This window comes from Aeromicrobium piscarium (assembly GCF_007421815.1).
Classification (GTDB): Bacteria; Actinomycetota; Actinomycetes; order Propionibacteriales; family Nocardioidaceae; genus Aeromicrobium; species Aeromicrobium piscarium.
In genome coordinates, this window is record NZ_VLNT01000016.1 from 1 (window position 1) to 12,819 (window position 12,819).

Genomic DNA, 12,819 nt, shown 5'->3' on the forward strand with positions numbered 1-12,819 from the left:
CCTGGGCCGGGTTCGTCTACGTCGCGTTCATCCTCGACGTGTTCGCCCAGAAGATCATCGCCTGGAACGTCGCGCCCACCAAGGCCGTCGAGCTGGTCGACGTCCCGTTGCGGATGGCGCTGTGGCACCGCGACCGTGAAGGCCACCCGATCGTGCCCGGCGAGCTGATCGGTCACGCGGACGCCGGCAGTCAGTACACATCGATCACGTTCACCGAGCACCTCGCCGAGAAGGGCATCCGGCCCTCGATCGGGACGGTTGCCGATGCGTATGACAATGCGCTCATGGAGTGCGTGATCGGGCTCTACAAGACCGAGTGCGTCCGCACCACGGTCTTCCACACCGGCCCCTACCGGACCATCGGGGACGTCGAGTACGCCACCGCCGGATGGGTCGATTGGTACAACAACAGACGCCTGCACGGCTCTCTTGGGATGATGACCCCAACGGAGTCCGAGCAGGCCCACTACGCGGCCCTCAACCGAGAGCCGCAACCCGCATAGGAGCGGCGGAGAACCTGGGGCGCTTCACCCTGCGTAGTGGGCTTATAGGGCTTTCCGGTGATCGGCTCGACGCCGAGCGAACTCGCGTGTTCGACGAGCTGGCCGATCATCCCGCGCCGTGACGGATTCAACGCGAGCCCGTTGTCGGTCAGTAGCCGTTGCGGCACCCCGTGGACGGTCACGGCCTTGTCGAAAACGGCGATCGCCGCGGTGACCGTCTCACCCGCGGCGACGTGAGAGGCGACCGCGTAGCGGGAGTGGTCATCGATGAGCTGGAAGATCACACATTTGCGCCCGCCGGTCAGGACATACTCGGTCGCGTCGAGCTGCCAGCAGGCGTTCGGCGCGGGATAGACGAACCGGCGCCACGCCGAGCGGGGCCTCTTGCGTGGCTCGCGCCGGGCCACCCCTGCAGCCCGGAAGATTCGTGCCAGCGACGCGATCGACGGCACGACGGGCAGACCCATCGCCGCCATCTTGTCGTGCACGCTGATCGGCCCGCAGTCCAACCCGGAGGCCTCGAGCGAGGACCGCACCTGTACCGCCTGGGCCTTGACCTCATCAGTCAACCGCGATGGGCTCACTCCCGGTCGACGAGAGCGTGGTTCCAGCACCGCAGCCGGGCCCTCGACACGAGCGCGTTTGCGTAGCGCGTAGAACGATTTCCGCGAGATGCCGTGCTCGGCGCAGAACGTCGAGACCGCCCCGCGCGGGGCATCGTCAGGCCACTGCGCGATCGCGAGACGGACACGAGGATCAATAGGTTCATTAGCAGCCACCGGCCGATTCTTCGCCCCGAAGTGTCACCACCAACACCACCGGAACTGTCACCGATGTCCTGATGCAGAACTGTCACCGATCTCCTGCGACATGACAGGACTCACTCGGCGGGTTGACCCCCATCGAGTACGAGGACAAGATCACCACCAACGCAGCAGCCGCTGCCTAAACAACAACTGTCACCCGCGGCTGCATCACGCCCGTCTCCTATGTCTTGAGAGATGTGTCGCCGATGTCCTGAAACAGCACACTGTCAGCCCGACCGTGTGATGTCTCAGGACATACGAAGCCTCCGAACCCTCGAGGGTTCGGAGGCTTCGTCGTTCCAGGGGCGTGAATTCGCCGAATGCGGAGGCCAGCGGCCGGGTGAGGCGTTGTCCACGTCACTCGACGAGTTCGCGTACGAGGTGTTCGATCTTGGCCTTGATCGCGTCGCGGATGGGGCGGACGGCTTCGATGGGTTGACCGGCTGGATCATCGAGCTCCCAGTCCTCGTAGCGCCTTCCCGGAAAGTAGGGGCAGGCGTCGCCGCATCCCATCGTGATCACCACGTCGGCGGCCTGCACCGCGGTATCGGACAGCAGTCGGGGCTGGTGGGCGGTGATGTCGATGCCGAGTTCAGCCATCGCTTGGACGGCGACCGGATTCAGTTGGTCGGCGGGCGCGGACCCGGCCGAGAGCACCGTGACAGTGTCCCCGGCCAGATGCCGCAGGAATCCGGCTGCCATCTGGGAGCGGCCGGCGTTGTGCACACAGACGAACAAGACGGTGGGTTGGTTCATGGGGTCGCGTTCTCTCGTTCTCGTAGGGCGAGTGCGACGTAGACCAAGGCCACGAGCACGGGGACCTCGATCAGCGGCCCGACGACGCCGGCGAGTGCTTGGCCGGAGGTCGCCCCGAAGGTGCCGATTGCGACGGCGATCGCCAGTTCGAAGTTGTTTCCGGCCGCGGTGAAGGCCACCGTGGCGGTGCGTTCGTAGGCGAGACCGACCGCCCGCGCGGCGATCCACGCGATGGTGAACATCAGCGCGAAATACGCCAACAGCGGCAGCGCGATGCGCGCGACGTCGAGAGGCTGACGAAGGATCGCGTCCCCCTGCAGTGCGAACAGCAACGTGATCGTGCACAACAGACCCCACAGGGCGAACGGACCGACCACCGGCAGGAAGCGTTGCTCATACCAATCCCGGCCCTTGACCCGTTCGCCGATGACGCGGCTCGCGAAACCGGCCAGGAGAGGAATACCGAGGAAGACCAGCACACTGACGACGATCGCGGTGATACTGAAACTCGCCGACGTCGTCTCCAGTCCGAGCCACCCGGGCAGCACCTGCAAGTAGAACCAACCCAGCGCGGCGAACGCGATCAGCTGGAAGACACTGTTGATCGCGACCAGCACGGCCGCGGCCTCACGGTCACCGCAGGCCAGATCGTTCCAGATCAGGACCATCGCGATGCACCGCGCCAATCCGACGATGATCAGTCCCGTGCGGTACTCGGGAAGATCGGGCAGCATCAGCCACGCCAATGCGAACATCAGCGCCGGACCGACCACCCAGTTCAGCACCAGCGAGAGCACGATGAGCGCCCGGTCGGCCATCACCGTGCGGGTCTGGTCATAGCGCACCTTCGCCAACACCGGATACATCATCACCAGCAGCCCGAACGCGATCGGCGCACTGACCGACCCGATCTCCCAGCTGCTCAAAGCGTCATCGAGCCCCGGAACCAGCCGACCGAGAGCCAACCCCAGGGCCATGGCGGCGGCGATCCACGCCGGCAGCCACCGATCGGTCGTCGAGAGCCCCGCGCTCGTCGTCTGCGTCATGCGCCCGGTTTCGTCGCTCGGATGATCGCCCCATGCATGCCAGGCACCGCTTCGTGCGTGAACTCCACCTCGACACCGGCGAAACCGGCCGCGGCGAGACCGTCGAGATACTCCTGCCTCGACAGGGCACCAGCGATGCAACCGACATAGGAGCCCCGGTCGGCTCGGTCAGCGGGGGAGAGGTGATCCTCCGCGACGACATCGGAGATCCCGATCCGTCCGCCGGGCGCAAGCACGCGGAACATCTCGGCGAGGACCTTCGGCTTGTCCACCGACAGGTTGATCACACAGTTCGAGATGACGACGTCGACCGCGCCGTCCGGCAGGGGGACGTCTTCGATCGTGCCTTTGAGGAACTCCACATTCTCCGCACCGGCCTTCGCCGCATTCGTGCGCGCCAGGTCGAGCATCTCGTCCGTCATGTCGACCCCGTATGCGAAGCCGTCCGGCCCCACCCTCCGGGCCGACAGCAGTACGTCGATCCCGCCACCGGAACCGAGATCGAGGACTCGCTCCCCAGCGGCCAACGCGGCCACCGCCGTCGGGTTGCCGCACCCCAGGCTGGCCGCGACCGCTTCAGGCGGCAGCTGCACGGCATCCTCCGCCGCATACAACGTCGCTCCGAACGCGTCCCCGACCTCCACCTGGCCTCCGGCGCAGCACGACGACCCGGAAGACGACTGCTCCTGTGACTCCTCGAACAGCTCATGGTCGACCCCGCTGCGAACCGCCGCGGCTGCGGCCGCGTACCGCTCGCGTACCTTCTCGACTACAGCATCCTCCGTGCTCATCACGGCCTCCTATCGAAGAACATCAATGCATCGACTCTCGTCTATGTATCGAAGAATGTCAATATGTGGCACACTGGCCAGCATGACCGCTGAGCTGCCGATCCTCCAAACCTCCGACACCGGAGCGTGCTGCTCGCGCCTCATCGGCGGAGCACTGGACCCGAGCGAAGCGGCGATACTCGCCACCAGGTTCAAAGCGCTGGGCGATCCCACCCGAGTCCGCTTGTTGTCCCTCATCGCCGCAGCGGGTGACGGCGAAGCCTGCATCTGCGACCTCACCGCCCCGATCGCCCTCAGCCAACCCACCGTCTCGCACCACATGAAGCTCCTCGTCAACGCAGGGCTCGTCACCCGCGAACAGCGTGGCCGATGGGCCTACTACCGTCTCGTCCCCGATGCCTTGGCGGTCCTCGCCGGCTCACTCGATCCGGCCCGATATTGAACCTTCACCTCAGAGCTCCAGTCGGAAGCGGTATGACGATCGTGAGCGCACCGATGACGATGTCCCAGGCCGTGCAGTGCCTGTAGCGCACCGGTCACCTACGGCACCGGCGACCGACGGCCTTCCTCGCTGGTGAGTTTCTCTGACGGGACGATCGGTGGGAGGTGGCGGAGGGCGAAGCCGATCTCGGTCTCGACCTGCCGGATCGACTCGGCGGTGTCGAGGGAGCCGTGACCGGCGTCGAACTCGTAGACCTCATGCGATACGCCCTGCTCGCGGAGGCGGCCGATGAAGGACTGAATCTGACCCGGGGGAGTGCGGGGGTCGTTGCGCCCGTACAGGATCAGGGCCGGGCTATCGAAGGCCGCGGCGTACGTGGCCGGTGACGACGCGGCATACACGCCGGGCACCTCCGCGGGGGACCCGCCGAAGAGCGCCCGGTCGAAGGCTCGCAGCGTCTCGGATTGCTCGTCGTAGGCGCGCGTATAGTCGGCGATGGGAGCTCCGGCGATGCACGCCACCCAAGTTGTCGGCGAGAGGCCTGCTGAGAGCAGGGCCAGATACCCGCCCCATGACCATCCCTCGATCAGGCACTGCGATGGACAGGCGAGTCCGCTCTCGACCGCCCAGTCCCGAGCCCGGGCGATGTCGGCGACCGCGCGACGTCCCGGATCACCGATGATCGCGTCTCGCCAGCGCCGGCCATACCCGGTGGAGCCGCGGTAGTTGACGTGTACGACAGCGAAACCAGCATCCAGCCACGCAGCCCGCGCGGGCGAGTAGAAGTCTTCATCTGCGGCATACGGGCCGCCGTGGATCATGAAGACGGTCGGGTACGGGCGGGGCTCGTCATCGGGGGTGGCGAAGAGGATGTGCAGGCTCTCGCCCGGTTCATCGTCGAGCGCGATGAACGCGTCCTCGAGCGGTCGCGACCGGGCTACCCGCCCGTGCCGTGTGACGCTGTGCTCGGTCCCATCGGCGTGGAGCACCCGATGCTCAGGCGGATGGACTGCATCGCACCATAGATAGTCGATCACCCCGTCGCCGCGCACGGTTCCGGTGCCGATCCAACCGGGCTGCGTGTCGAGCATCTCAAGCTCACCGCCCTCTAGCGCATAGCGGTGCAGCCGGGTCCGACCCTTCTCGGTGTGCGCGAGCAGGAGCGCCGTGCCGTCCGGATACCAGCGTGCCCAGATCTCCCCGGAGAGGTCGATATCCAGTTCGGTGCGCTCATCGGCCCTTGTATCCCAGATAAACGGCATCCGGAAACCGCCGCGCTCGTGGGTCATCAGCAACCGGGCGTCGCCGTCGATCGGGGCGAACCCGCTCACCTCGAGACTGCTGTCCGCGCCGTCCCAGAGGCGGCATACCTCGCTGCCGTCGGAGACTCGGAGCACGACGATCTGCGGATGCAGCGCGTCCGCTCCATCTGAGCACCCGATCACCACCACCTCCTCGGCGGCATCCATCGCGTAGACCGTCGTCATGGAGGTGCCCGAGCGAAGGCGCCTTTCAGTGGTCTCCCCGGCGGGATCATCCACGACCCAGACGGTGCAGCCATTCTCGGTGGCGATGCTCAGCACCGCACACGAGGTGCCGATCGCGTGGCCGACCGGCCACCCGGGTGTGCCGTCCAGGACGCGGCGCGCCGGAGGCAGCTCGCCGAGGATGCTCGGAAACGACGTGAGGTGCCAGCATCCCTTCTCGCCTCCGTCCTCGTCCCGGAATGACCACACCGTGCTCCCATCGGGACTGATCGCGCACAGGAACGCGCCGGTGGGCGTGTCGGTGATCTGCCAGCAGAGGTCGTCCCCGCGGTTCCAGGCATACACCTGGAAGGCGCCCGACTCATCGGAGACGAAGATCGCCCGGTCGGGGAGCGATCGCGACGACACCGGCAGCGTGCGGGTGGGTGCGAGGAACCTGCTCCGTGCTTCGTCCCCGAGCTGTCCGGGTGGTCTCGGTTCCGAGCGCAGAGCAGATCGTGCCGCGAGTGACAGAGTGGTCCTCGCGCTCTGGAAGGTGACGGGTGAGCCGGGAGTCAGAGTCTCCAGGAGCAGCCCCGAGGAGAGTGCGAGCAGCATATTCGCGGTGGTCTCGATGCGGGTCGCGTCGAGCCAGCCTTCGGCGGCGAGTCGCGTCAACCATCCTCTGGCGTGCGTATGAGAGCGCTGCGCGGCAGCATCGAGCAGCTGTCGACTGTGCTCCGACAGGGGCTGGGCGAAGGCGGTCGCGTAGACATCGAACCAGGCTGAGAGCAGCGCACTGTCCGCATAGTCATCGGGGAGGAGCTGACCCACCGCCCGGGCCAGACGGTCCGGCCCTGGCAGCGACGTGTCGGCGATCACCGAGTCGTCGATGCGGTCGTCGATGACCTCCGCCACGAGCGTGGCGAACAGCTCGCGTTGCGACCTGAAGTGATGACGGAGCGTCCCCATGCCGACGCCCGCCGCCTCGCTGACGGCTCGCACGGTCACTGCGCGCATCCCGTGGCGTGAGGAGATGCCCCTCGCCGCGTCCAGAATCCGTTCACGTGTGCTGGGACGATCGGTGCCTTCACCCATGAGTCAGATCGTAAACGGCTACTAGCACATGTGCTAGTAGCCGAGTGCCTTCGATCCATCGGTTCTTCTCGCGGATTGGCGCGAGGGGGATTCGCTCCTGCGGTGCGGGAACCTCGGGACCCTTGCCGCCGCCGTCAGCGACCGGCGAGCTCTGCCCACAGCGGTTAGCCTCGGGCCATGCGTTCTCCGATCGGGCCCTACCTCGCCTCCATCGTCGACGAGATCCGTCCCGAGGACTCCGGCGAACTGGCCGATTACATCCCCGAGCTGGCGGACGCCGATCCCGAACCCTTCGGCATCGCCCTCTCGATGCTCGACGGGCAGGTCTACACGGCAGGCGATGCCGAGAGGCCCTTCACCATTCAGTCATCGGCCAAGGCCTTCACCTACGCACTGGCCATCCGCGAGCGTGGACTCACCAAGGTGCTTGCACATGTCGGCGTCGAACCATCGGGCGATGCCTTCAACGCCATCTCCGTCGACGAGCGGGGGCGGCCCGCCAATCCGATGATCAACGCGGGCGCCATCGGCACCTTCGCGCTCGTGCCGGGGGACACCGTGGAGGAGAAGTTCGACGCGGTGCAACGGTTCCTGAGCGACTGCGCCGGACATGACCTGGACATCGACGAGGGCGCCTACACCTCCGAACTCTCCACGGCCTACCGCAATCGCGGCATCGCCAATATGCTGCGGGCCTCAGGCGGCCTGGCCGCCGAACCCGATATCGCCGTCGAGGGTTACATCCGGCAAGGGGCGCTGCGGGTCTGTGCGAAGGACCTCGCCCTGATGGGAGCGACCCTCGCCTCCGGAGGCGTTCAGCCGGTGACCGGCAAGCGCGTACTCGACGATGAGACCGCCGGCCACGTCCTGTCCGTCATGACCACCTGCGGCATGTACGACGCCGCCGGTGACTGGGTCTCCTCCGTGGGCATCCCTGCCAAGAGCGGCGTCGGCGGCGGCATCGTGGGCGCCTCACCGGGACGGCTGGGCATCGCCACCTTCTCCCCACGACTCGACGTACACGGCAACAGCGTGCGCGGTGTGGCCGCCTTCGAACGGCTCTCGCGCGATCTCAGCCTGCACCTCATGCGAATCCCCGAGACCGGACACCTCGCGCTGCGCGAAGCGATCTCGGTGGACTACATCTCCAATGACTACGGCACCGCAGCGATGTACCGCCTCCAGGGCATCATCGACTTCGTCGCGGCGGAGTCCGTCGTCCGGCGCATGACCAGCGATCAGATCGACCACCGGTACGTGGTCGTCGAGCTCACCGATGTCGCCGAGATCAAACTCGTGGCGCTCCAGATGATCGCCGCGGTCATGGCCGGTTTCGCCCACGAAGGGCGCCAGGTCTATCTCATCGACCCGGCGCGGTTGTACGGACCCGATGACCTGCAGCGGTTCGACATCGCCGACAAGGTCACCCAGGTCGACAATTTCGAGCAGGGTGAGGCGATCGGCCGCGAACGCGAGGCCGCCGAAGCTGGAGACTGACGCCGTCAGCTTCAGTCCGTGGGGATCTCCGGCAGCAGTCGCGGGCCTGCCCCATCGGCCCCGAGCTCGTCATCGGGATTGAGCACCCGGCAGCTCCGTAAGGAGACGCATCCGCAGCCGATGCACTCGACGAGCTCGTTCTCCATCCGCTCGATCTCCTGACGCCGGGCCTCCAGGCGTCCGCGCCAGCGTTCGCTGATGCGGCGCCAGTCGGTCTTGCCGGGCATCCGGTCCGGTGGGAGGTCGGCGAAGACATCCGCGACCTCCGACAGCGATATCCCCATCCGTTTCGCCACCTGAATCACCGAGACTCGGCGGATCACATGTCGCGCATAACGGCGCTGCCCGCCGGACGTGCGCGTGGCGGAGATCAGCCCCTCGCGCTCGTAGAAGTGCAGCGCAGAGACCGAGACGCCAGTGCGTCTCGACACGTCGCCGACGCTGAGCAGATCTGTGGGGGACGGAGCGGAATCATTCATGCTTGACCTCAACCTTTGTTGAGATTTTACGGTAATCGACATGACCTCTCAGAACAAGCCGACACGAGCTCCCTCAGCGCACATCGAGAACCCCGGAGGCTGGCGCGAGCTGTTCAGCGGCGAGCACCGGACGGCCGCACTCGTCCTGGCCGGCGGCGTCGCGCTCTATGCCATGAACACCTTCGTCACCGCGGCACTGCTGCCCACGACCGTTGCCGATATCGGGGGAGGGCGGTACTTCGCGTGGGTCACGACCTCGTTCATGGTGGCGTCCGTGCTGACCTCGATGCTCGTCGCCCGCACCCTCGCCTCCCACGGCGCCGCGCGCGCCTATCTGCTCGCCTTCCTGCTGTTCGCGGCAGGTTCGCTGGGCGCTGCCGTGTCACCGACGATGGAGGCGCTGCTCGGCGCTCGAATCCTCCAAGGGCTGGGCGGCGGCCTGCTCGCAGGCCTCGGATACGCCGTGATCCGCGAGGCGCTCCCTGAGCATCTGTGGACCCGCGCGACCGGACTCGTCTCCGCGATGTGGGGTCTGGGCACCCTGGTCGGTCCCGCCATGGGCGGCCTGTTCGCTCAGCTTCAGTTCTGGCGAGGTGCTTTCTGGGTGCTCGCCCTCGCCTCGGGCGTGCTCGGTGTCATGGCGCTGCGGGGCCTGCCTCACCACAGCGCCGAGTCCGAGGAGTACGGAGGTATACCCGCGACATCGCTCGGGATGCTCGTCCTCGCCGCGACGGCCTTCAGCGTGGCGGCGATCGTGCCCATCGGCTGGACGGCGATCACCGCGATCTCCCTCGGAATCGCCTTCCTCGTCGCCTTCGTCGTGGTGGAGCGGGGTGCCTCGTCACCCGTCCTGCCGCACATCACCTACCAGCGCGGCAACCCGCTGAAGTGGGTCTACGTGACACTGGGCATCCTCAGTGCGGCTGCGATGGCGGAGATCTTCCTGCCCAAGTTCGGTCAGGAACTGGCCGGCATGAGCCCCCTGCTCGCAGGCATCTTCGGCGCAACGGTGTCGATCGGGTGGAGCACGGTGCAGTTGTTCAGCGCCAGCGTCGACGACGAGCGCATCGGCCGCCTCCTCATGCGGCTGGGCCCCGTGCTCGTCGCGGTAGGCCTCGCGCTCTTCACCGCCTCCCAGTTCTCCGATGTCTCCTGGATCGCCTGGGTCTGGACGGCCGGGCTGCTCCTCGCCGGCGCAGGCGTGGGTCTGGCCTTCCCACATCTGAGCGTCGCCGCGATGCGCAGCAGCACCGATCCCGTCGAGGCGTCCAAAGCCGCGGCGGGGGTGGGCACGGCCGAACTCATCGCCAACGCGATCTCATCGACCTTCGTGGGCATCCTCGTCGCCTGGGGAGGCGCGGGCCTCGCCGGATCGGCGACGATGGGCGCCGGACTCTCCGTCCTCGGCGTCATCGGGATCGTGACCGTCGCCCTCGCCGTGCGCGCGCACCCCAGGCGCCACCGCCTGCCCCTCGCGTAGAGCACCCGTGAGGGCCGGTGAGAAAAATGTGCGGGAGCGATGTCAAGAATCCGTCCGCGGCTACGAGGTACCTGTGAACCATCACCTTGATGACACAGGAGGACACCGTGACCACGGACCAGACCGTACCGGCCGCCCGGCCCCGAGCAGGACATCCGCGACCCACCACGAGAGCACTGCTGATGGGCGGGGCGGTCGCCGGCCCGCTGTTCTACCTCTCCGCCCTCGTGCAGATGGCCGTCCGTGACGGCTTCGACCTCCGCGTCCACCCCCTCAGCCAGCTCGCCACCGGAGAATGGGGCTAGATTCAGATGCTGACCTTCGTGCTCGTCGGGCTCGGGCTGACCGGGCTCTCCGCCGGGCATCGCAGGGTCATCAGTACGGGGATCGGCCGGAGTGCACTCCCGCTGTTCATCGCGACCGGAGGCGCGGGATTCATCGCCGCCGGTGTCTTTCCGCAGGATCCGTCCCACGGGTTCCCTCTCGGCACACCTGACGGCCCCGCGGCGGTGACCAGCTGGCATGCCTCTGTGCATATCATCGCAGCGATCATCGGATTCAGTGCCCTCGCGATCGCCGCGGTGATCGCCCTCGTGCGAGCGATCAGACAGCACCGGCCGTTGGCGGCCGCAGGGAATGCAGTCGTGGCCCTCGTCCTGCTGGTCCCTGTCGATCCGGACATCGCCAGCATCCAGGTGGCAGTCACCGGGCTCTTCGCCTTCGGCTGGTGTACTGCCACAGCGGTCCGGCTGCTGCGCCTCGCCACTGCCATCCCCACTCGATAACCTGCGATCGTCGCGACTAAGGAGAAGCACCATGAAGTTCCTCATCCTGGGGTACACCCCTAGCCAGAGCTGGGACGCGGCTACCGCCGATGCCCCGACCGACGAAGCCCTCGAGGCCTTCGCCGCGTATCAGCAGTTCGAGGCGGAGCTCCGCGCGACCGGAGAGTTCGTGAGCACCGAGGGCCTCGGTCACCCGGCCACCTCCATCACGGTGCGGAAGACCGATGGAAGGGTCGTCGTCACCGACGGTCCCTTCGCCGAGCTGAAGGAGGTTCTCGCCTCCTTCGCCGTCATCGACGTGTCAGGCGTGGAGCGGGCCAGGGACATCGTCGCCCGCATGGTCGATCTCATGGGGGAGCCGATGGAGATCCGGCCGATCATGGGTGACGACTTCGCGTGATGACCGGGCCGTCGATCGAGGACCTGCTGCGCCAGGAGGTGCCGCAGGTCCTCGGTGCGCTCGTGCGACGGTTCGGTCGCTTCGATATCGCCGAGGAGGCCACGCAGGAGGCGTTGATCGCCGCGAGCCGGCAGTGGCGGGAGGGCGCAGTCCCGGAGCATCCGAGAGCGTGGCTCATCCGGGTCGCCTATCGTCGCATGATCGATATGCTGCGGTCCGAGTCGGCCGACCGGAGGCGCGAGGAGCAGTACGTCATCGCCGAGACGATGTCCCCACCGATCCAGATCCCCGGATACGATGACAGCCTGCATCTCCTGCTGCTCTGCTGCCACCCGGCCCTGACCTTCGGTTCACGTATCGCGCTGACCCTCCGCGCGGTCGGCGGACTCACCACCGCCGAGGTCGCCCACGCCTACGGCGTCACCGAGCAGACCATGGCAGTGCGGATCAGCCGCGCGAAACAACAACTCCGCACGAACGGCGTGCGCTTCGAGACCACCGTCGACGACGACGTCGAGCAGCGCATCACCGCGGTCATGCGGGTCCTGTACCTGATCTTCAACGAGGGATACACGGTGACGGCCGGGCCGGGCCTCACCCGCACCGATCTGACGGCCGAGGCCATCCGTCTCACTCGACTGCTGTGTGCCCTGCTCCCGGACCATCCCGAGCCCACGGCGCTCCTCGCGCTCATGCTCCTCACCGACGCCCGCCGCCCGGCGCGCACCACGGTGGACGGTCACCTCATTCCTCTCCCCGAACAGGATCGCGGCCGCTGGGATCGGGCGATGCTCGCCGAGGGGACCGAACGTGCCCGAGCCGCCTGGACTCCCAGAAGCGTCGGCTCCTTCCAGCTGCAAGCCGCCATCGCCGCCGTGCATGCCTCAGCGCCCACTGCCGAGGACACCGACTGGCCGCAGATCGCGGCCCTCTACCTCGCGCTCGAACAGGCCGAACCGACCGGTCCCGTCATGCTCTCGCGAGTCGTCGCCGTAGCTCAGGCCTTCGGCGTCGAGCCGGCTCGTGAACTGTTCGACCGACTCGACCGCGAGCACGATCTGCTCGGCCATCCGCTCACCCGGCAGAGGGCCCACGCGATCCGGGCGCATCTCGATGACGCGGCGGGCCAGACATCCGAGGCTCGTAGCGACTTCCTGGCCGCGGCCGAGATGACGCAGAACGAGTCCGAAGCCAGATATCTGTCGGGGCTCGCGGGTCGCTCTCTCTGCTCAGGTTTAGGTCCGGGTGCTGACCGCCTTCCGTGAATCGG

Annotated in this window: 13 protein-coding genes and 1 pseudogene; 8 read left to right on the top strand and 6 right to left on the bottom strand. The window is 67.1% G+C overall.

What is annotated here, in order from left to right:
* The coding region (locus FNM00_RS15075; RefSeq protein WP_143914378.1) for an integrase core domain-containing protein at positions 1 to 503 on the top strand (503 nt) is incomplete at its 5' end.
* Between the two features lie 23 nt (positions 504 to 526).
* Here the strand turns inward: FNM00_RS15075 and FNM00_RS15080 are convergent.
* From FNM00_RS15080 to arsM, 4 genes and pseudogenes are all read right to left on the bottom strand, one after another.
* Positions 527 to 1,282: pseudogene (locus tag FNM00_RS15080) on the bottom strand (DDE-type integrase/transposase/recombinase); the annotation flags it as partial.
* Between the two features lie 384 nt (positions 1,283 to 1,666).
* A complete protein-coding gene (locus FNM00_RS15085; protein ID WP_143914379.1) occupies positions 1,667 to 2,065 on the bottom strand; it encodes an arsenate reductase ArsC in 399 nt (132 codons plus the stop codon).
* A complete protein-coding gene (gene arsB, locus FNM00_RS15090; protein WP_143914380.1) occupies positions 2,062 to 3,111 on the bottom strand; it encodes an ACR3 family arsenite efflux transporter in 1,050 nt (349 codons plus the stop codon). Before arsB ends, FNM00_RS15085 begins: the two co-directional genes overlap by 4 nt.
* Entirely contained in the window at positions 3,108 to 3,902 is a 795-nt protein-coding gene (arsM, locus tag FNM00_RS15095) for an arsenite methyltransferase (protein WP_143914381.1), read from the bottom strand. Before arsM ends, arsB begins: the two co-directional genes overlap by 4 nt.
* A gap of 82 nt (positions 3,903 to 3,984) precedes the next feature.
* On the opposite strand from arsM, the gene FNM00_RS15100 reads away from it, so the two are divergent.
* A complete protein-coding gene (locus FNM00_RS15100) occupies positions 3,985 to 4,344 on the top strand; it encodes an ArsR/SmtB family transcription factor (RefSeq protein ID WP_143914382.1) in 360 nt (119 codons plus the stop codon).
* A gap of 98 nt (positions 4,345 to 4,442) precedes the next feature.
* Here the strand turns inward: FNM00_RS15100 and FNM00_RS15105 are convergent, their stop codons facing one another.
* Complete coding sequence (locus FNM00_RS15105; RefSeq protein ID WP_143914383.1) at positions 4,443 to 6,908, bottom strand: prolyl oligopeptidase family serine peptidase; 2,466 nt, start codon at positions 6,906 to 6,908, stop codon at positions 4,443 to 4,445.
* Positions 6,909 to 7,085: 177 nt separating this feature from the next.
* On the opposite strand from FNM00_RS15105, the gene glsA reads away from it, so the two are divergent.
* A complete protein-coding gene (gene glsA, locus FNM00_RS15110) occupies positions 7,086 to 8,405 on the top strand; it encodes a glutaminase A (protein WP_143914384.1) in 1,320 nt (439 codons plus the stop codon).
* Positions 8,406 to 8,416: 11 nt separating this feature from the next.
* Here the strand turns inward: glsA and soxR are convergent, their stop codons facing one another.
* A complete protein-coding gene (gene soxR, locus FNM00_RS15115; protein WP_425456811.1) occupies positions 8,417 to 8,926 on the bottom strand; it encodes a redox-sensitive transcriptional activator SoxR in 510 nt (169 codons plus the stop codon).
* On the opposite strand from soxR, the gene FNM00_RS15120 reads away from it, so the two are divergent.
* The 5 genes from FNM00_RS15120 (at position 8,925) to FNM00_RS15135 (ending at position 12,814) form a co-directional block, all read left to right on the top strand.
* Positions 8,925 to 10,364, top strand: coding sequence for an MFS transporter (locus FNM00_RS15120; RefSeq protein WP_143914386.1), 1,440 nt, complete (start codon positions 8,925 to 8,927; stop codon positions 10,362 to 10,364). The two genes, soxR and FNM00_RS15120, sit on opposite strands and share 2 nt — an antisense overlap.
* Positions 10,365 to 10,471: 107 nt before the next feature.
* Positions 10,472 to 10,669, top strand: a complete 198-nt coding sequence (locus FNM00_RS19055) for a hypothetical protein (protein ID WP_221933765.1) — start codon at positions 10,472 to 10,474, stop codon at positions 10,667 to 10,669.
* Positions 10,670 to 10,675: 6 nt separating this feature from the next.
* Entirely contained in the window at positions 10,676 to 11,149 is a 474-nt protein-coding gene (locus FNM00_RS15125; protein WP_221933766.1) for a DUF998 domain-containing protein, read from the top strand.
* Between the two features lie 31 nt (positions 11,150 to 11,180).
* Positions 11,181 to 11,549, top strand: a complete 369-nt coding sequence (locus FNM00_RS15130; protein ID WP_143914387.1) for a YciI family protein — start codon at positions 11,181 to 11,183, stop codon at positions 11,547 to 11,549.
* Positions 11,549 to 12,814, top strand: coding sequence for an RNA polymerase sigma factor (locus tag FNM00_RS15135; protein ID WP_143914388.1), 1,266 nt, complete (start codon positions 11,549 to 11,551; stop codon positions 12,812 to 12,814). Before FNM00_RS15130 ends, FNM00_RS15135 begins: the two co-directional genes overlap by 1 nt.
* Positions 12,815 to 12,819: the final 5 nt, after the last annotated feature.